This window comes from Anoxybacillus gonensis, from assembly GCF_001187595.1.
Lineage (GTDB): Bacteria > Bacillota > Bacilli > Bacillales > Anoxybacillaceae > Anoxybacillus > Anoxybacillus gonensis.
Window position 1 is genome coordinate 1600174 of record NZ_CP012152.1, and the last position, 20416, is coordinate 1620589.

General features: G+C 41.3%; 22 protein-coding genes. 6 read left to right on the forward strand and 16 right to left on the reverse strand.

The annotated features are described in order from the left end of the window. Window positions 1–4 precede the first annotated feature (4 nt). Both AFK25_RS08355 and asnB read right to left on the reverse strand, forming a co-directional pair. On the reverse strand, window positions 5–415 hold the full coding sequence (locus AFK25_RS08355) for a protease complex subunit PrcB family protein (protein WP_240483487.1): 411 nt from the start codon (window positions 413–415) through the stop codon (window positions 5–7). 112 nt (window positions 416–527) lie between these two features. Beyond that, window positions 528–2420, reverse strand: coding sequence for an asparagine synthase (glutamine-hydrolyzing) (gene asnB, locus AFK25_RS08360; RefSeq protein ID WP_035067605.1), 1893 nt, complete (start codon window positions 2418–2420; stop codon window positions 528–530). Between the two features lie 237 nt (window positions 2421–2657). On the opposite strand from asnB, the gene AFK25_RS08365 reads away from it, so the two are divergent. Further along, window positions 2658–4187: a multicopper oxidase family protein gene (locus AFK25_RS08365; RefSeq protein ID WP_035067607.1), complete on the forward strand. Its 1530-nt coding sequence runs from the start codon at window positions 2658–2660 to the stop codon at window positions 4185–4187. 38 nt (window positions 4188–4225) lie between these two features. Here AFK25_RS08365 and copZ read toward each other — a convergent pair whose 3' ends face one another. From copZ to AFK25_RS08410, 9 genes are all read right to left on the reverse strand, one after another. Next, a complete protein-coding gene (copZ, locus tag AFK25_RS08370; RefSeq protein ID WP_035067642.1) occupies window positions 4226–4429 on the reverse strand; it encodes a copper chaperone CopZ in 204 nt (67 codons plus the stop codon). Window positions 4430–4447: 18 nt separating this feature from the next. Beyond that, complete coding sequence (locus AFK25_RS08375) at window positions 4448–6844, reverse strand: heavy metal translocating P-type ATPase (protein ID WP_035067609.1); 2397 nt, start codon at window positions 6842–6844, stop codon at window positions 4448–4450. A 15-nt stretch (window positions 6845–6859) separates the two neighbouring features. Beyond that, the gene (locus AFK25_RS08380; RefSeq protein ID WP_035067611.1) at window positions 6860–7171 is read right to left on the reverse strand and encodes a metal-sensing transcriptional repressor; all 312 of its coding nucleotides are present in this window, start codon (window positions 7169–7171) and stop codon (window positions 6860–6862) included. Between the two features lie 97 nt (window positions 7172–7268). Next, window positions 7269–7472, reverse strand: a complete 204-nt coding sequence (locus AFK25_RS08385; protein ID WP_035067613.1) for an SHOCT domain-containing protein — start codon at window positions 7470–7472, stop codon at window positions 7269–7271. Window positions 7473–7496: 24 nt separating this feature from the next. Continuing rightward, a complete protein-coding gene (locus AFK25_RS08390) occupies window positions 7497–8225 on the reverse strand; it encodes an urease accessory protein UreH domain-containing protein (protein WP_035067615.1) in 729 nt (242 codons plus the stop codon). 111 nt (window positions 8226–8336) lie between these two features. Further along, on the reverse strand, window positions 8337–9311 hold the full coding sequence (locus AFK25_RS08395; RefSeq protein WP_035067617.1) for a F510_1955 family glycosylhydrolase: 975 nt from the start codon (window positions 9309–9311) through the stop codon (window positions 8337–8339). 51 nt (window positions 9312–9362) lie between these two features. Further along, entirely contained in the window at window positions 9363–9917 is a 555-nt protein-coding gene (locus AFK25_RS08400; protein WP_035067619.1) for a TVP38/TMEM64 family protein, read from the reverse strand. Next, window positions 9902–10576, reverse strand: coding sequence for a response regulator transcription factor (locus tag AFK25_RS08405; protein ID WP_035067620.1), 675 nt, complete (start codon window positions 10574–10576; stop codon window positions 9902–9904). The genes AFK25_RS08400 and AFK25_RS08405 overlap by 16 nt, the downstream gene beginning before the upstream one ends. Window positions 10577–10578: 2 nt before the next feature. Next, the gene (locus AFK25_RS08410) at window positions 10579–11955 is read right to left on the reverse strand and encodes a sensor histidine kinase (RefSeq protein ID WP_035067623.1); all 1377 of its coding nucleotides are present in this window, start codon (window positions 11953–11955) and stop codon (window positions 10579–10581) included. 298 nt (window positions 11956–12253) lie between these two features. On the opposite strand from AFK25_RS08410, the gene AFK25_RS08415 reads away from it, so the two are divergent. Beyond that, window positions 12254–12670: a hypothetical protein gene (locus AFK25_RS08415; protein WP_035067625.1), complete on the forward strand. Its 417-nt coding sequence runs from the start codon at window positions 12254–12256 to the stop codon at window positions 12668–12670. Window positions 12671–12690: 20 nt separating this feature from the next. Then, complete coding sequence (locus AFK25_RS08420; protein ID WP_035067627.1) at window positions 12691–12972, forward strand: hypothetical protein; 282 nt, start codon at window positions 12691–12693, stop codon at window positions 12970–12972. A 25-nt stretch (window positions 12973–12997) separates the two neighbouring features. Here AFK25_RS08420 and AFK25_RS08425 read toward each other — a convergent pair whose 3' ends face one another. From AFK25_RS08425 to AFK25_RS08440, 4 genes are all read right to left on the reverse strand, one after another. After that, window positions 12998–13720 (reverse strand): TspO/MBR family protein, encoded by a 723-nt coding sequence (locus tag AFK25_RS08425; protein WP_035067629.1) that lies wholly within the window; start codon window positions 13718–13720, stop codon window positions 12998–13000. Between the two features lie 100 nt (window positions 13721–13820). Next, entirely contained in the window at window positions 13821–15314 is a 1494-nt protein-coding gene (locus AFK25_RS08430; RefSeq protein WP_035067630.1) for a glycoside hydrolase family 32 protein, read from the reverse strand. A 22-nt stretch (window positions 15315–15336) separates the two neighbouring features. Continuing rightward, entirely contained in the window at window positions 15337–15918 is a 582-nt protein-coding gene (locus tag AFK25_RS08435; RefSeq protein WP_035067632.1) for a Uma2 family endonuclease, read from the reverse strand. After that, the gene (locus AFK25_RS08440) at window positions 15911–16789 is read right to left on the reverse strand and encodes a hypothetical protein (protein WP_035067634.1); all 879 of its coding nucleotides are present in this window, start codon (window positions 16787–16789) and stop codon (window positions 15911–15913) included. The genes AFK25_RS08435 and AFK25_RS08440 overlap by 8 nt, the downstream gene beginning before the upstream one ends. Window positions 16790–16899: 110 nt before the next feature. Here AFK25_RS08440 and AFK25_RS08445 point away from each other — a divergent pair, with 110 nt between their 5' ends. Further along, entirely contained in the window at window positions 16900–17604 is a 705-nt protein-coding gene (locus AFK25_RS08445) for a polysaccharide deacetylase family protein (RefSeq protein ID WP_035067636.1), read from the forward strand. 84 nt (window positions 17605–17688) lie between these two features. Continuing rightward, complete coding sequence (locus tag AFK25_RS08450; protein ID WP_009362340.1) at window positions 17689–18519, forward strand: aldo/keto reductase; 831 nt, start codon at window positions 17689–17691, stop codon at window positions 18517–18519. 27 nt (window positions 18520–18546) lie between these two features. Here the strand turns inward: AFK25_RS08450 and AFK25_RS08455 are convergent, their stop codons facing one another. Next, entirely contained in the window at window positions 18547–19689 is a 1143-nt protein-coding gene (locus AFK25_RS08455) for a TIGR04053 family radical SAM/SPASM domain-containing protein (protein ID WP_035067638.1), read from the reverse strand. Between the two features lie 145 nt (window positions 19690–19834). On the opposite strand from AFK25_RS08455, the gene AFK25_RS08460 reads away from it, so the two are divergent. After that, complete coding sequence (locus tag AFK25_RS08460; RefSeq protein ID WP_035067640.1) at window positions 19835–20395, forward strand: sugar O-acetyltransferase; 561 nt, start codon at window positions 19835–19837, stop codon at window positions 20393–20395. The last annotated feature ends 21 nt before the right edge of the window (window positions 20396–20416 follow it).

Here is a 20416-nt window from a genome sequence, read left to right on the forward strand (position 1 = left end):
AGAGCTATTTGCTCTTTATTTCTACTGGGATCGTTGTTTTTATTTTTATAGCCACTTTCGGATACGTTAACGCTTGCGTAACAATAGCATTTGGCGCTGGTTTTCGCTCTTTATACGAGACGATCGCCTTCCCTTTTTCGTATCGCACATCGATGACTTCAATCCCATATCCGCCTGTCCTTCTTTCACCAAGATGAATAACAACATACGTCACACCTTCTTGTTGAACGGCATACGTTTGAAATTGTTTATGCTGTTTTTCATACAACGCTTTCACATGTTGTGGAAGTTGTTCGGCTGTAACTAATTCGTATGCGATAGGCTCTCCTTCTTTATACGCATATTGTTTCTCTGCTTTCGATACACTACAAGCAGAAAGAAGAAAACTCATTAACATAATGATCCATTTTTTCATTTTCATATTCCCCTTTCTTATGCTATTGTACGCACAGAACACAATAAACAAACAATAAAGCTTTTAAAAAAAAGAGCTCCTAGCTAAAACAGGAGCCCCGAACATAAATCATTTACACGAACAGTTTTATTTTTTCTTCCTCGTTCATAAAGCGATATTTTTTCTCGACATACACTTGATGCCAAACCATGAAAGTAAGTACCGTCCATATTTTTCGGCTATGATCCGCTTTGTTTTGACAATGTTCCTCCAGGAGACGATACAATACATCTTTATGGAATAGATGATCTGTTTCACTTTCTTTTATCGTACGTTTCGCCCAGTCATATATGTCATCTTTTAACCAGTGACGAATAGGAACAGGAAAACCTAGCTTTTTGCGATGTAAAACATGATCCGGAACAATCCCTTCTGCTGCTTTCCGCAAAATATACTTTGTCGTCTTATTTTTGACTTTCATTTCCGGAGCAATTTTTGCGGCGACTTCAAATACTTTTTTATCGAGGAAAGGAACGCGTAATTCCAAAGAATGTGCCATCGTCATTTTATCTGCCTTCAATAAAATATCGCCTCGCAACCATGTGTGAATATCAATATATTGCATCCGGTTGATCGGAGGATATCCTTCTGTTTCGTGGTAAAACGGCGCGGTAATGTTTGTGTATGATACATGTTGATTATACATTTTCAACAACTTGCTTTTTTCCTGTTCACTATACATTTTCGCATTGCCGATATAACGTTTTTCAATTGGGGTAATCCCGCGTTCAATAAAACTTTTTCCCTTTACTCCTTCAGGCAATACTTTTGCAATCATAGCTAAAATATATCGCATAAAATTCGGCATCCGCTCAAATATTTGTAAAGATTTTGGTTCGTGATAAATGTTATATCCACCAAACAACTCATCCGCTCCTTCACCAGAAAGAACAACGGTTACATATTTCCTCGCTTCTCTTGCTACGAAATAAAGAGGGACAGCTGCCGGATCTGCTAATGGATCATCCATGTGCCATATAATTTTCGGCAATTCCTTCACATATTCGTCCGGAGAAATGACGTAACTAATATTTTCAACCCCTAACTTTTCTGCCGTTTCTTTTGCTACATCAATTTCGTTAAATCCTTCTCTCGCAAATCCGACTGAAAATGTTTTGATATGCGGATGAAATTGTTTCGCAATAGCTACAATGAGGGAAGAATCAATTCCTCCTGACAAAAATGAGCCGACCGGAACATCGCTACGCATATGAATACTTACCGAATCAAACAACGCTTGTCGAATTTCTTTGACAAGTTCACTTTCCGATTGATTCGTCGGATGAAATGTAGCTTTCCAATAGCGCTGGATGTTTAATTTTTCTCCTAGTTTTTTCTTCATATAATGTCCAGGCTCTAGCTTGCGAATATGAGCGGACATCGTCAATGGCTCTGGAACATATTGAAAAGTTAAATAATGTTGTAAAGCTTCATGATTTAGTTCGTCGTGTTCAAGAGCATATAAAATACTTTTCTTTTCGGAAGCGACAAATAGATGATCTTCTTTTTCTACATAAAAAAACGGTTTAATCCCGAACGGGTCACGTGCTGCGAAAATTTCTTTTTCTTGTTTATCCCAAATAACAAATGCAAACATGCCACGAAGTTTATTTACCACGTTTTCTTTTTCAATACTATATAAAGCAACGATCACTTCTGTATCAGAATGGGTAGAAAACGAACACCCTTTCTTGATTAATTCGTCACGCAACTCGACGTAGTTGTAAATTTCCCCGTTAAATATAATCCAATATCTCTCATTTTCATAACATAGGGGCTGATGTCCATTTTCAAGATCAATAATGCTTAACCGCCGAAACCCAAAACTGACGTATTCATCAAAAAAATAGCCATGATCATCAGGACCACGATGAGTGATCAGATCGTTCATGTTTTGGAACGTTTCTTTCCAGTTACTATTTATCTCTTTCGGGACATCAGAAATATAGCCAACAAAACCACACATCCTACAGTTTCCTCCATCTAGTCGTCATTTTGCACATGAGAATGATTGAACTTGCTGTTTCGTTTTTGCTATTTTATTAAAACAATAAAATGTGGAGAAATGATGAACAAAAACTCTCATTCACACAAAAGACTATACCATAAATTTTGACCACTGTCTTTATAAGCTTTTCTCCATACATTTTGCACATTTCTTTTTTATGATGATGTTACGATACAAGTTTATGGAGGGAAAGCGATGAAGAAATTATGGTTAGGAACCGTATTGGTAGGAGTCATTGCGCTGAGTGCAGCTTGCTCTAATTCGATGCAAGGACACGATATGTCCAACATGCATACGAAAAAAGAAACAACTTCCAATAAAGAGAATTTGCCTTTGGCAAATGATACAGAGGCGCTATCCGGAAAAGAGATTCATCTGACAGCAAAGGAAACATTATTGCAAATCAACGATCAAGTCCAGCTCCCGGTATACACGTATAATGGATCGGTACCAGGAGCGCAAATTCGCGTAAAGCAAGGAGAGCGAGTAAAAATTGTTTTTAAAAATGAATTGCCTGAACCGACCGCCATTCATTGGCACGGCTATCCTGTCCCTAATGATCAAGATGGTGTACCTGGGGTGACAATGGATGCCATTAAACCAGGGGAAACGTTTACGTACGAATTTACAGCGACTGTACCTGGAACGTACTGGTACCATTCGCATCAAAAAAGTGCCGAGCAAGTGGACAAAGGATTATACGGTACATTGATCGTTGAACCAAAAGAAGGAGAACAAGTCGATCGAGATTACACGCTCGTATTAGATGAATGGATGAGCCAACAACAAGCATCAACGACTGAACAAGCCAATCATACAAATATGCATCACGGCAATAGCCCGATGATGCATGATATGAGTATGTACGATATTTTCACGATTAACGGAAAAAGCGGAACAGCTATCGAACCGTTAAAAGTAAAAAAAGGCGAAAAAGTGCGGCTTCGCCTCATCAACGCAGGGTACATGTCTCATAGACTCCATTTGCATGGACATTCATTTAAAATTGTCGCAACAGACGGACAGCCATTAAATGATCCGCAACTAATCAAAGATGAACTGTTGAATATCGCTCCAGGTGAGCGTTACGATATTGAGTTTATCGCCGATAATCTAGGAGAATGGTTATTAGAATGCCATGGAGATATGAAAGGTACTGATGGCATGAAAGTAAACATTCAATACGAAGGCCAAACAAACAAGACGGACAAAACAAATGCTAAAGAAACGCTTCCTGTTGTCGATATCACAACGTACGGAAAATACAAAACAGGGCCATTTACGCTAGACCAAACGTACGATGTAGAGTACACAATGGATTTAGGAACAGCTATGGACAAAAATGGGATGGTGTTCACGATCAATGGAAAAACGTATCCTAACACAGCGCCAATCAATGTGAAAAAAGGCGATGTTGTCAAAGTAAAACTAGTGAACAGCTCGCCAATGGACGTCCATCCGATGCATTTACACGGCCATTTCTTCCAAATATTAAGCAAAAACGGGAAGCCAGTCACAGGCTCTCCATTGATTAAGGATTCGTTGAATATAAACCCTGGAGAAGAATATGTCGTCGCATTTCAAGCAGACAATCCGGGAAATTGGATGTTCCATTGCCATGACTTGCATCACGCTTCCGCAGGAATGGTGACAGAACTAAAATACAAAGACTACAAATCAAGCTATACGCCAGATCCGAACGATACAACGAATAAAGGGGAGTAAGAAAGAGGGTGTCCTTGTGTGGACACCCTTTCTCTTCCTTATTTCACATCATATCCTTGCTCTTCAATCGCTTCTTTCAGCTTTTCTACACTTACTTTTGTTTCATCGTAATCTACATCGACCGCACCTTCTTGCAAATGCACTTCGACGCGGCTGACACCATCTAATTGTTCAAGGGCGCTTGTCACCGCCGCTTTACAATGTCCGCATGTCATTCCTTGTACTTGTAATGTAATCGTCATCATCTATTCCTCCCTAGTTTATATTTTCACACGCTTCAAACGAAGCGCGTTTGTCACAACAGATACAGAGCTAAATGCCATCGCTGCCCCAGCGATCCACGGTTGTAATAGCCCAGCGGCAGCGACTGGAATACCAACACTATTATAAAATAATGCCCAAAACAAGTTTTGCCGAATGTTGCGCATCGTTTGTCGGCTCAGTTCAATCGCTTTTGGAATGTGCAACAGGTCGCCGCCAACAAGCGTCACGTCCGCTGTTTCGATCGCGACATCTGCGCCAGTGCCAATCGCCATTCCAATATCCGCTTTCGCCAGAGCTGGCGCGTCATTAATGCCGTCGCCGACCATTGCGACTTGTTTTCCTTGTTTTTGCAAATCCTCAACGATGTTCGCTTTATCTTCTGGCAGCACTTCCGAGTATACGTGTTCAATGCCGACTTGTTTCGCAATTGCTTCAGCTGTTCGTTTATTGTCTCCCGTTACCATATACACGTCGATTCCCATTTGTTTTAATCTCGCAATGGCTTGTTTTGACGTTTCCTTGATCGTGTCTGCAACGGCAATCATCCCGGCAAGCTGTCCGTCAATAGCAACGAGCATGACCGTTTTTCCTTCGCTTTCAAGCTTTTTCATTTGTTCCTCATGTTCAGCAATAGCGACCGCACGTTCGTTCATTAACTTGCGCGTACCGATGAGCACGTGTTTTCCGTTCACCGTTGCTTCAATTCCATGTCCAACGAGCGCAGAAAAATGCGTCAACGGTTGCGCGACAATTCCGTTTGCTTTTCCGTACGCCACAATCGCTTGCGCTAGCGGATGTTCTGAAGCGCTCTCGGCCGAAACGGCATAGTCAAGCATATGTTCTTGGAATGACAACACATCTGTCACTTCTGGTTTTCCTTTTGTCACTGTTCCTGTTTTATCCAATAATACGGCATTGATTTTATGCGTTCCTTCTAGGTACTCACCTCCTTTAAAAAGAATGCCATGTTCTGCTCCTTTCCCTGTTCCGACCATAATCGACGTTGGGGTGGCAAGGCCAAGCGCACATGGACACGCAATAACGAGAACGGCAATAGCGACTTCGAGCGCTTTTGGTAAATCGTTTGGCGCCACAACGAAATACCAAACGATAAAAGACAACAGAGCAATTCCGACAACAATCGGTACGAAAATACCGGAAATTGTATCCGCCATTCGCTGAATCGGCGCTTTCGACCCTTGCGCCTCTTCGACGATTTTAATGATATTGGCAAGTGCAGTATCTTTCCCAACTTTTTCTGCACGAATAGTCAGCACCCCATTTGTATTAATCGTTGCCCCGATCACATAGTCGCCTTCCTTCTTATCAACCGGAATCGATTCACCGGTAATCATCGATTCGTCTACGGAGGATGCTCCGGCGATGACAGTACCGTCTACCGGGATTTTTTCTCCTGGCTTGACAACGATCGTATCGCCGATCACCACTTCCTCGAGCGGAACTTTTATTTCTTCCCCATGTCGAATGACAGTCGCTTCTTTTGCCTGCAGGCTTAACAACTTAGAGATCGCTTCTGTCGTGCGCCCTTTCGCAAGCGCTTCAAAATATTTGCCGACAAGCACAAGCGTAATCAAGACAGCGCTTGTTTCAAAATACAATCTTGGCATATATGCAGGATTCCCAAACGTCCGAAAAGCTTCGTACAAGCTGTAAAAGTATGCGGCTGATGTTCCAAGCGCCACGAGGACGTCCATGTTCGCGCTCTTGTTTCGTAACGCCCGGTATGCCCCGACATAGAAAGGACCGCCGATGTAAAACTGAACGGGTGTCGCTAAAAGAAGCTGGAACCACGGATTCATCAACAGATGCGGCATCGGCAAGCCGATATGAAACGGCATATGGGCAACCATCGTATAAAGCAGTGGCAACGATAAGATGATGGAAATGGCGAGTTGCCGTTGTTTTTGTTTAAGCCGCTCTTCTTTCCGGCCAGCATCGTCCTGTTCCTCGGTGCGAATTTGCCCTTTGTACCCAAGCTTTTTGATTTTCTCTAAAATGTCTTCGACAGATGTAACGCCTTCCTTGTATTCGACAACCGCACTGTTTGTCGCCAAGTTTACCGTCGCGTTTGTCACGCCCTCCATCCGATGTAACCCTTTTTCAATCCGTGTCGCACATGCCGCACATGTCATGCCTTCAATATCAAGCGTCACCTTTTCTGTCGCAACGCCATACCCCAAATTCTCGATTTTTGTTTCGATATCGGCGATCATTTGCTTCGATGGATCATATTTAATCGTTGCTTTTTCCATTGCCAAATTGACATTGGCTTCTACTCCATCCATCTTATTTAATACTTTCTCAATCCGATTAGCACACGCGGCACATGTCATGCCGGTCACCTTCAGTGTCACAGTTCTTTGTTCACTCATCCACCTTTCCCTCCCTTACTTTGCAAATTGCTTAATGACATCCATGACTTCACGAATGGATTCTTCACCGCTTCCTTCGCGGATCGCTTTCGACACACAATGGCTGACATGGCGTTCTAACAAGTTCAATCCTACTTTATTTAACGCTGCCGTGATCGCGGAAATTTGCACTAAAATATCGATGCAATACCGATTGTCTTCGACCATTTTTTGCACACCGCGCACTTGTCCTTCAATGCGCTTCAAGCGCTTAATAATGCTTTCGATTTCCTGTTCCGTTCGTGGAACCATTTTTTTATCCATATTATGATCTTCACAATGGTTCATCAAACATCACCTCTCTGATTACATTATACCGGTAATGGGTATATAAAGCAACAAAAGAGATGGTTGACATCATCCTTATCAACCATCTTTTCATCATTTATTCACATTTTTTCGCTAGCTGTTCAAACTCTTCCAAAGAAATCTCTCCTTTGGCTAATCGTACTTTCAATATCTCCAGTGGAGAGAGTTCTTCTTTCCGGTCATTGATAAAACGATATAAGAGATAAAAACCAACGGCGATTAATACAACCCAAAATAACATGATCCCCACCATCATGAAAGAACCTCCAAACATTCCCATTGAGTTCCCCTCCTTTTCCTAACTTTAAAACCAATAAGTGATCGTATCTAATATACCAAGTAAAACCATCACGATTCCGGCTGTTTTTTGAACAATCCTCCCTACCTGCCTTCCTTTTTTCATTAGAGTGCCGCTAAATCCTAAGTACCAAAGGACAAAGATAAAGAAAATAACAGGTACAGAAGTTCCAACGGCAAAGATGCTCGGTAATAGCACCCCATAAGACGTTGAATAGACGAGAGGCATGAGAGTGACAAAAAACAGCACAAACATCGTTGGACAAAAAGCTAATGAAAAGCCAAATCCCATGAAAAACGAACCGATTTTTCCTTTTCGCCATCTCTCAGGCACTTTGAACAAGGTAACGTTCCAATACATTTTAAAAAGCCCTAACAAATATAAGCCTACAAGAATGAGAATGGGACCTATAAGCTTTCTTAACCACGGAAAATACAATGTTAGCGTACTTTGAATCTCTTTCCCCATGAGCCAGACAATCAGGCCTAAACCGGAAAAAGCAATGATTTTACCGAAAATAAATAAAAGCAACTCTTTCCAAGCCATTCCTTTTTGCAAAGACTGATTACTGTATAACGTGATCGCTCCTAAATTACCAGTGAGTTGACACGGAGCCATCGCTCCCACTATACCAAGGATAAAGGCTGACAAAATAGGAATCGCTGTCATGCTATTTGCCATATTGAGAAACGGTTGACTTAGAAGGTTACTGATTTGACTCAAGAACGAATACACCCTTCTTCTCACCTTCTTCTTTAATCTGATGTTTATATTGTAGCAGTGAATTTTGCAGAAATTGTGGAGCGAATTAGGTAAACAAAAAGACATGCTATCCCGCATGTCTTTTTATATTTTCCCTTTCGATGCTAGTTTTGTCCAGCTTGCACCGTTATTTTTTGTCATGAAAATATCCCCGTTCATCGTCGCAATTACTATTTCGTTGTCATTTGCTGGATTAGAAGTGATATACATGATATGATCTTTTTCATCTAATGCAGGAACGGAAAGAACTTCCTCTTGTTTTGTGTCTAATGATTGTTTAATTAGGATAGGTTTATCGTTCTCTACAGCTGCAAATACAATGAATTTTTCTTGGAACGCAAACGTGGTCGTATTGATTTTTCGAGTGAACCGTTCAAACGTATTGCCATTATCTCTCGAAACAAAAATTCCTTCCGATGTACTAATTCCAACCATATTTTCGTCCGTTGGATGGGCTGCAATCGTTCCCGCTGCAGTTTGCGGCAGGCCGTTCAATTGACTTGGCGACCACGTTTTGCCGTCGTCTTTACTGTAAAATACCCCTTGTCCGAGCGTTTTATTTTCTTCTTGGTTCACAACATAAATGGTATGGCTTTTATAGCCAACTGTCATATAATGAAAATCAGATTCTTTATAAAATCCTAAATTCATCAATGTTTGTCCATTATCAAAACTTTTCACGAGACCGAGTGGATTTCCTAAAGATGAACCTTCTTCCGGATGCCCTGATGAATAAAAGCCGTCGTCTGTAGCCGAAAAGCCCATATAATCATGTTTATTAGAGATCGTTTCATACCACTTATTATTTTGGTAAACGAATAAACCTTCATGTGTAGCAAAGTAAATCGCATGTTGGTTGCCTGCATAACCGATTCCATGTAAATGCTCGATCTTTCCTTCTTTTTTTTCTTTAAAGAAAGGATTATTGGTAACAGATACATTCGATTTTGCTTGTTCTTTGCTTGTAATAAAGGCTTGCTCTTTTTCGTTGGAGGATGAACAAGCGCTTAGAAGAAGAATGGATGATGTAATGATGATTGCTTTCGTCATTTTTGTCATGGTTGACTCTCCTTTGTATCATTTAGATTTCGCACATTCTTTTTCATTCGTTTAAGCCTTTTTTCGAGTGATTTTCTTCCAAGTAAACATCAATAAAAAAGTAGATACAAGCGTCAGTATCACTTTCCCTTGCCACGTCCAGTTCATCACTTGATACACCGAATATGCTTCTAACAAAAGTGCTGGCAGCTTTCCGAGCGAGCTGGCGACCAGAAAAAGAAGGAGTGACATGCGTCCAATCGCTGCCACAAACGTCACAAGCCCCGACGGAACAAAAGGAAGAAGACGCAAAGACAAAACAAGAGAAAAGGCTTCTGTCCCTTCTGCCTCAAGCAAACGTTTCACTTTCGGATCGGAAAGCCATTTCGTTTCCGAAAGTTTGCGAAATCCTTTTCGATATAACAAGAATGACACAATCGCACCAACTGCTTCTCCGATAAACGATAAAAACGTGCCTTGCCAAAAACCGAATACCGCCAAGTTAGCCGCCGTAAGAAAGACGCTCGGGACAACGCCTAAAATACTAATTACAATATTAATCCCAATGCTGAGAAGAAAAGCGATCGATGGGTACGTATGAAATAAAGCAATTACTTGCTCTTCCATTTATATCCGACTCCCCAAACCGTTTGCAAAAACTCATCAATCGGAAAACCAGCTTGACGGAGCTTTTCGCGAATATTTTTCACATGTGAATCAATTGTCCGTTCTTCTGTATTGGCGTTATACCCCCACAATGTCACGATCAGCTGTTCGCGGCTAAATACGCGGTTTGGGTTTTTGAGAAAAAGCCCTAGCATGGCAAACTCTTTTGGCGTGAGAAAAATATCGTGCCCGGCATATTGGGCTTTATGTTGCGCCTCATCCCAAACTAAGCCGTGAAACTCGAGTTTCTTTTGTTTGCCTACAGAACGACGCAATACCGCCTCCATTCTCGCAAGCAATTCCGATTCGTCAAACGGTTTTGTAATATAGTCGTCCGCGCCGATTTTTAGTCCTTGGACAACATCTGTCGTCGCATCTCTTGCGGTAACCATAATAATCGGGACGTTTGAAAATTTACGGATTTGTTTGCACGTCTCCCATCCGTCCATCTCTGGCATCATCACATCAAGCAACACGATGTCTACTTCGTCATTTTCTAAATAGCGAACAGCGGACTCTCCTGAATCGCATTTCACACAACGATACCCGTTTGGGATTAAATACAGCTCTAACAAATCCAACATTCGTTTTTCGTCATCTACCAGTAAAACGGTATACACCTTCATTCCCCCCTCGGCAACGTAATGATGATGCTTGTCCCCTTTCCGAATTCGCTTATCGCATGAATCGAACCGCCATGCGCTTCGACAATTTCTTTGGCAATCGCCAGACCTAACCCTGTGCCCCCGCCTGTTCGTGACCGTGATTTATCGACTCGATAAAACCGTTCAAAAATGTGTGGCAAATCTTTTTCAGGGATGCCGATTCCTTCATCAGAAATGATGAGGATCACGTTCTTTTTCTCTGTTTTCACGTCAATAGAAACAGTAGAACCTTGGCGAGAATATTTTAACGCATTGTCTAAAAGATTCATCATCACTTGTTCAAACCGCTGTTGATCGATATGAACGGTAACGTTTTCCTCACAGCGGTAGACAAGCGACATATTTTTCGTGTGAAATGCAGGATACATTTTTTCGTATATTTTTTTCAAAAAAAGGCACAGTGAAGTTGGTTCTTTCTTAATTTGAAACGAATGTTGATCCATTTTCGCAAGCTCAAACAAATCTTTCACTAGCTTTTGCATATGCTCTGCTTCTTCATAAATAATGGATAAATATTTCGCTCGTTCTTCCTCAGCAATATTCGGTCTGCGCGCAACGTCCGCATATCCTTTCACATATGTGAGCGGGGTGCGCAGTTCATGCGAAATGCTCGCTAAAAATTCGTTTCGTTCTTTTTTCAAATATTCTAAGTCGGTCGCAAGTGTTTGGATCGCTTTTCCGAGTTGCGCTAGCTCGTCCTCCCCTTTCACTTGCAGACGGACAGAAAAATCTCCCTTGCTTAGTTTTTCGGTCGCTTGTTTCATGCGAATAAGCGGAATCGTAATGACTCTTGATAAGAAAAACATCGTCAAAATCGTCAAAAAGACAGAAACAATGCCGACAACGAGAAAATGGTGTTTTAATTTGGCAATCATATTTTGAATAGAAGCCGTCCGCTGAAACATATATACATATCCTTTTGTCTTGCCGTCCATCCGAATCGGGCTAGCGGTGGCAATATACGATTCGTTTTTCCAGTTGTTTTGTACAACCATCCCGCTGTGAGGAATGTGGCGAGCATCGGCATGAGGAATGATTTTTTTGGCAAACGGCAAAATGTGATCGGAAAAATATAAAATGTCTCCTTTCTCATCTGTAATGACGACATCCGTCTCCGCTTCCGACTCCATCATGACGACATGTTCTAACGTGACTTCATCGTAATGACTTTCTAACACGGCCCGATGATTGTTGCCTCTTGCTAGTAATTGTTCAAATTCTTCATCAACCTTCGCATGAACAAGCGTCACATATAAAGCCACAAATAAAACTGTTTCAACCCCTAGCACAAAGACAAAAAATAATAGCCCTAACTTAAATGAAAGCTTTCGCACAAACAATTCCTTCCCTTATTGGTGTTTTTCTTCATTATAGCAGAAAAAATATGGAGAAAATGTGGAGGGACGATATGCACCTGTGGAGTTGTGATAGAGAACTAGCATGATCGCTCCAATGTTTGCATCGAGTATTTCTATATTTATCAAATACGTTTTTAGATCAAACATCGCTTTCTTGATTTTGCAAAATTTCAATCCCTTCTGCTTCTATAAACTTCTTCTCACATTTTCTTTGTTCAAAAAACTAGTCGATCATGATAAAATATTATCCAATTAGGAAGATGGAGGAAATCAAATGCATAAGAATATGTGGATGTTTCTTTTGGTAATAGTCGGAATATTTCTTTTTTACTTAATCCAGAAAGAGGACGATGTCATAACAAAAGCGAACGTAATCATTTATACTGATGGAAAAACATCATCCGAAAAAGAAATAACAGACATAAAAACACTAGAGTCGTTACAACGCGTACGTGAGCAAATCAAATGGAATCGATATATAGAAGTGAAAATTGCCAGACAAGAAGATGCGAAACTTGTCATATTTAAACAAGGAAAACAACAGATGCCTGAGAAAGTCATTCAGTATCGCATATGGTTTGAACATACGGACATCGGAGCAACGATTATAAGTAATGCCCCCGCAGAAAATGTTGGTACGTTAAATAAAAATAACGCAAAAACATTAGAGGATATCATATATCAAAAATAGCAAAGAGGACGGAGAGAAAGATGGGAACGCTATTCGAGTTATGTTTTGAAATGTTGGGTGGATTGTTAGATTTTTTGTTGCTCGGTCAGTTTGATTTCCTCACCGCAAAACGAAAATTAAAACATCTGCAAAAAATAGGAATTATTTCACCACAAAAAACGTTCGATCGAAATACGATAAAACATATGTTAAAAGACCCTAGCATCACTACATATTTATTTTCAAAAACAAACTTCAAAAAACTTTTGCATGACGAAGATATGCAAAAACAATTTCATGAAGCAATACGTCAATATGTATAAATCGCCCATAGGCAAGTATGGGCGATTATGTTTTTTCTTTGTATAAAGATGCGGTGCCAATTAATATAACCCCTGCTAGCAAAAATGAAACGTATGCAACAAGCGACGCAGTCCCTTGGTTTTTCACCCCGATGCCAACAAACGCCCAAACAAATACAAGTGGATATATGTTATCTCGTTGTCGGATCATGAACAAAAAGGCTAAAGCTGTCGCAATAAGTAACATCACGATTGCCCAAAATGCATCAGATAATCCAACTCCATCCCAACCGTTATATTTTAAAGTAAATGAAATGTTGGCAATCGTTGCAACACTAATCCAACTTAAATAAATAGAAAATGGCAAAAGATCAAAAAAATGTGGATTCGTACGTTTGACCACTGTATATAACGAGATCAGCGTAAAAAGAAGAGAAAGCATCACAATGACCGAAAAGAAAAAATATTCATAATGCCACACAACAATCCATAACGCATTCAATATACAGCTAATAACAAAAGGGACGAGCGCTTGACGATACATAGGCAAGTCGCGTCGTGAAAAAGGAACTTGTCTTAAAATCCAAATTGCCAGTAAGATGTAAATGAGCCCCCAAATCGAAAACACATACCCTGCCGGAGTAAATAGGACGTCCACTTTTCGCGATATTTCCCCTGTCGTCTGACCATTTAACGGAAGCCGCTCAGCAATGATATTCACAACGACCATAACGACATATGCAATCATATAAATAACAAATCGTCCCATCATCATCCCCCATCTCTTCTTTATACATTTATACTATTCCTCTCATGTGGACACGATAACCGTTGGAAACGAAAAGAGACGGCTTCGTATACCGTCTCTCCTATTTTTCCCCCCAAATATCCTTCAATGTCCACGCATCGATAGAAAGGACAGTCACGTCCCCGCCTTCTGCGAACAATTCGATTCCTTGGCTCGTTTCGGATGGATAAATTCTTCCTGTCATCACAAGTCGACCGTTGTTGACAAATAGTTCGACCGATGAACGATCGATAAAGAAATGGAACGTAACAACATCTCCCTGTTTATCTAGCGCCGCTCGACGAGTGCCGCCTTCGCCTTTTCCAGAGCGGTTTCGGTCAAATGTGACAATAGATTGTTCTCCATCATAACGGAAAATCGTTTCTTCGCTTCCGTCTTCCGCACAGCGCACTTTCACACCAAATGCATTTCCTTGAAAATCAGCTACCGAAAAACGAACGAGTAGCTCTAGTCGATCCCCTTTCCATGGAAGTGTATACGTTCCGCCCTCTCCTTTTACTGAGATCGATTTCAGACGCATATGCTCTTGGCGCAATAATTGTAATTCCGGCACCGGCTTCATTAACAGTTTCTCGTCATCTGTCAATTCCAAAAGACGCGGAATCGTTAACGCGCCTGCCCATCCGTGTTGTTGCGTCGGCATTTGCGACTCCCACATGTCCATCCAACCGAACAAAATGCGTCGACCTTTCTCATCTTCAAACGTTTGCGCGGCGTAAAAATCAAATCCTTTATCGAGCTCTTCAAACGCTCCGTGCGCTAGTTTTCCCGTTTCATAATCAAGCGTACCAACAACATAACCTGTTTGATGAAGGTTTTGAAAGCGATCGCCTTCTGGTTCGATTCCTTGCGGTGAAAACAACAAAATATCTTTGCCGTTCAAACGGAAAACATCTGGACACTCCCACATATAGCCTAAGTTGCCATCACTTTGCGCAATGATGTTGACATATTCCCAATGGCGCAAATCGTTCGACTTGTATAAAACGACTTTTCCGTTGTTTCCTTCTCTTGTCCCAAGCACCATATACCAATCGTCGCCACGTTTCCACACTTTCGGATCGCGAATATGCCCTTGGCAGTCAAATGGTGGCTCAGAAAGCACCGGATTGTTCGGGTCTTTTTCAAAATGGATGCCATCTTTGCTTGTTGCAATACATTGATATTGTTTCAGTTCCGTTTGCTCCTCGTTCATCCAAACATTTCCGGTGTAAATAAGGGTTAGCACTCCTTGGTCATTTACCGCGCTTCCTGAAAAACAGCCGCCTTCGTCGTACCATTCGCTCGGCGCAAGTGCAATCGGTGCACGCTCCCAATGCACAAGGTCTTTACTTTTCACATGCCCCCAATGCATCGGCCCCCACTTTGGGCTGTCTGGATGAAACTGATAAAACACATGGTACTCCCCGTTCCATTGAATGAGCCCATTCGGGTCGTTCATCCAGTTTACCGGCGCCATAATATGGTATGCTAAGCGATACGTGCTGTCCATTTTTTCTTTTGCCTGTTGTACTCGTCTTTCTGCTTCATAAATGTGCTTCGTATGTTTCGACATACATTTTCCCCTTCCTTTTTGTTTATATATCAGAAAATGAAAAAATATCATGTGTAGAGAACTGTATATTTGGAAACAAAGTTGAGACAAAATGATTGTTTTGCGCATCATATACTTCTTCTAGTTGCAAACGATCGTTATAAAGGACATATTTTTCAATCGTCTGATGCTGATAATCAACAATCCAATATTCCTTTACCCCTGCTTTTTCATAGTAATAACGCTTTAATAATCGGTCGTTTCTTGCAGTGCTTGGAGAAAGAACTTCGACAACAAGGTCTGGGGCGCCATAACAACGCTTATTGCGCAGTTTCTCTTTCTCACAAACAACTGAGATGTCCGGTAACACCGTGACATTTTCTTTTCCTTTTTGCTCATCTTGGAAAAGAAGCACGACTTGCAAATTGCTTCCAAACACAAAACAATGGCTACCTTTTAACGCGAATGTGATTTCCCCAATTACATTCGCTACAACCCCCTCATGTTCGTATGAGGCTGGAGCCATGAGCACAGGAACACCTTCGTACAACTCCATTCGTCGTTCTCCGACAAGCTCAAAAAACTCTGCAAGCGTATACAGCTGTTTTTCTTCACGCTCACTCATCTATCTCACCTTCACTTGTTTTTCCGTTCCTATTCATCCATTGCTCGACATGATGCACAGCGATGCCAGAAAAGCTTTTTGTTCGTGCGTAGTGCTTCTGAACAATCGCCAATTGCTCGTTCATATACGTCTCATCTTCTTCAAAAAACGAAACGTCATCCCCTTCATCAACTTGTCCTGTTTCAACCCCTACAACAATTTGTTTCCCGTATTTTTTAGCTATTTGCATTTCTTTTTTTACGATGTTCATGATATCTCTTGCTTGATCGCGATATGCCATCATTGTCACACCGTCTGTATTCGCAATCACCCATTCCGCTAAATTGCTGTTTCCATACCGTACTCTATCAAACCAAAACGGTATATCTACTTCAAACCGTAGCGATCGTTCTTTCGCAAGCTCACGTGCTCGTTGTAACACCGTTTGATACGAAGCGATCGCCCCTTCTTCATTCGTCCGCCACCATGCGTGCAAGTACGGCTCAACGTCTAAGTGTACACCGAAAAACTTTTCGTTCTTCTCGGCAACGCTTTCATATTTAGTCAACCATTCAAATAAGCGTTCCATTCCTTCTCCACTTTCAATCCAATTCGGCGCCCCATCGAGCGCATACACACGAATACCTTTTTCGGTTGCACGCCGAACAAATTGACGATACGTATCAATCGGGATTTCTTCGTCGATTTGCACGTATACATCGCTCACTTGTTTTTCCTGTAAAAAAGAGAAGACGCGATCTTCGTCTTTCACAAATAACCATGGGTTCCAAAGCCACGTTGCACGCACCGTTTGTCTTTCTTGTGCAAACAAATATACTCCTCCCACAACAAGTGCGAATAAAAATGCGATGATGCCAACAATTTTTTTCATTGATATCCCTTCCCATGACCTGATTATCTTTATTTTACTACGTCTTGTATGGAAAAGAGAATGACAAAACGACTTTTTTCACATGATATATAAAAAAGCGGGGATGAAAAATGAATGCACTTTTCTTATTTTTGTCTTTGTTGCTCATCACGACAACACCTGTTCACCGAATACATGATGATATTGTTTGGAATGTGCCGACTGATGAAAAAATGGTCGCGATTACATTTGACGACGGGCCAGACATATTATACACTCCTGACATTTTAACGATTTTAAAACAATATGACGCCAAAGCTACTTTTTTCGTCGTTGGATTTCGTGCTGAAAAATATCCTGACATTATTAAGCGACAAATGAACGAAGGGCATGAAATTGCAAATCATACGTATAAGCATCTTGATTTTCGCGGCAAATCTAAACAAACGATTGAGGAAGAAATAAAAAAAAGCGAGGATGTGCTATATGACATTACCGGAAAACGCCCGACGTTATTTCGGCCCCCACTCGGCTACTACAACAAACAGATCATAGACATCGCTAAACAACGAGGATATACTGTCGTCATGTGGTCAAAACATCAAGACACATATGACTGGCAAAATCCTGGGACAAGACGAATTGTCCGCCGTGTCGTTCAACATATTCAGCCTGGACAAATTATTTTGTTTCACGATCACGGAAGCGGTAGCCGAAAACAAACTGTTCAAGCATTAAAAGAAATTTTACCAATTTTAAAAGAAAAAGGATATACATTTGTCACTGTCTCTGAGCTGTTAAAACATCATCCAAACTATCGTGACTTAAATTTGTAGCTCCTTCCAAATGAGCATATGTTTTGCTTTCTCATACAATCCATTTCATAATAAAAGGGAAAAATATTGGAAAGGAGCATAGAGATGAAAAGTTTACAAGATGCTGCAACGTTACATAACGGCGTTCGTATGCCATGGCTTGGCTTAGGGGTTTATAAAGTGCAAGAAGGCGAGGAAGTCATTCGTTCTGTTCGCACAGCGCTTGAAATCGGATATCGTCATATTGATACGGCTGCATTTTATGAAAATGAAGAAGGAGTCGGCCAAGCGATTCGCGAGTCGGGCATTCGTCGTGAAGAAATTTTTGTCACAACAAAAGTATGGAATTCCGACCAAGGATACGAATCAACATTAAAAGCGTTTCATACGAGCCTAAAAAAACTCGGCTTTGATTATATTGATTTGTATTTAGTTCACTGGCCTGTCAAAGAAAAATATAAAGAAACGTACAAGGCGCTCGAAAAGTTGTATAAAGATGGCTTCGTGCGTGCGATCGGAGTGAGCAACTTCCAAATTCATCATTTAGAAGATATTTTTGCTGATTGCGAAATAAAACCGATGGTCAACCAAGTGGAGTTTCATCCACGTTTAACACAAAAAGAGCTTCTTGCATTTTGTAAGCAGCATCAGATTCAATTAGAAGCGTGGTCACCACTTATGCGCGGCGGCGAGCTGTTAAACGAACCAACGCTTGTCGACATAGCACAAAAATACAATAAAACACCAGCTCAAGTGATTTTACGTTGGGACTTGCAACACGAAGTCGTCACTATTCCAAAGTCTGTCACGCCTCAACGAATTGCTCAAAATGCAAACATTTTTGACTTTACTTTAACAAAAGAAGAAATGGATGCGATTGACGCGCTAAACGAAAACCGCCGCATCGGCCCAGACCCAGATCATTTTGATTTTTAGCATACATAAACCCGAACAGCGTCCGCATTAAGCGAACACCGTTCGGGTTTTTTCTTTTCTCATCCCTAAAGGAACGTATACACAAAACGGTTCACTTTCCATATAATCACCTGTCACTGCATAGGCGCGGGCACGCGATCCACCGCAAACGTAGCGGAACTCACAAATGCCACATTTTCCTTTATATAAGTCTGGCTGACGCAACTGTTTCATCACTTCCGATTCACGATAAATATGCGATAACGATTGCTCACGCACGTTGCCGCATACGATCGGAAGCAAGCCGCTTGGCATCACATCTCCTGTATGCGAAACAAAAACGAAACCGTTGCCGTCATTGACGCCTTTTGGCGCTCGTTTTAAGCCGTCAATCATCGAAGCATGATCTGTAGTTATCGCATGCTCATAACGAATATCCCCTGCTGCAATTCGTTTTTCGCGCATTTTTTGTTGAATGACAACACGACGATAATGTTGCGCTGCTGTCGTTTTGATATCATACGGTGCTGTTTTACTTAACTCATACAACCAACGAAATACTTGTTCATGTTCCTCTGGGCTAATGCAATCGCCCATTTGTCCTCGCCCGGTTGGCACGAGTAAAAAAATGTACCACATCACTGCCTTTAACTCTGCAACTAATTTCGCCATTTGTTCTAAATGATTATAGTTATAACGCGAAATGACTGTATTAATTTGCAATGGCATATGTAGCTCATTTAAATAACGAATGTTTTCAATCGTGAAATCAAACGAACCTGGTGTACCGCGAAATCGATCATGAATGTCAGCCGTCGGTCCATCTAAACTAAATGCCCAGCGTGACAGTCCAATCTCTTTCGCTTTTTTCATTTTTTCTTTCGTCACATTTGGTGTCGCACTCGGTGTGATCGAAACGCGCATCCCTTTTTTAATCGCATACGATGCAAGTTCAAACAAATCTTCGCGCATCATACAGTCCCCGCCTGTAAACACAAGCATTGGATTGTTCATTTCATATATGTCATCGATAAGCCGAAGCCCTTCTTCGTGCGTCAACTCACGCGGATCAGGGATCGGTTGAGCATCGGCGCGACAATGTACACATTTTAACTGGCAAGCTCTTGTCACTTCCCAAATGACAATAAACGGATGTTCGTTATAATCTACCGCAAGCGCATGTTCATGCATATTTCATCACCAGCTTTTCGTGTTATTTTTCACATTCATTATAGGCTTATTTTTTCATCATGCGTTCGCGCGTTTTTGACGATTTTTTTAAACATAGCGCTTTGGTATGGTACAATGAAAATAGGAAAATAAAGGAGTGAAAAAGATGAAGTCCGAAAAAGAAAAAATGTTAAGCGGTCAATTATACCGTGCCACAGATCCAGAGTTACTGAAAGAACGCGAACATGCTCGTCGCTTAACAAGGCTATTTAATCAAACGTTAGAAACGGAACATGAACGACGTGTTTCCTTATTGAAAGAACTATTTGGCTCAACAGGGGAAAACTTATATATTGAGCCCCCTTTTTATTGCGATTACGGATATAATATTTATGTCGGGGAAAACTTTTTCGCCAATTTTCATTGCGTCTTTTTAGATGTATGTCACATTCACATCGGAGATAACTGCCTTATCGGTCCCGGTGTCCACATTTATACAGCTACCCATCCAATTGATCCAACGGAAAGAATATCAGGATTAGAGTACGGAGCGCCCGTTTCCATCGGTGATCATGTATGGATCGGTGGCGGGGCAATCATTAATCCAGGAGTAAAAATCGGAAATAACGTTGTCATCGCTTCCGGTGCGGTTGTCACAAAAGACGTTCCCGATCACGTTGTCGTCGGCGGCAACCCAGCAAAAGTGATAAAACAGCTAAATGTATAAAGGCTCCCGCGCAAGGAGCCT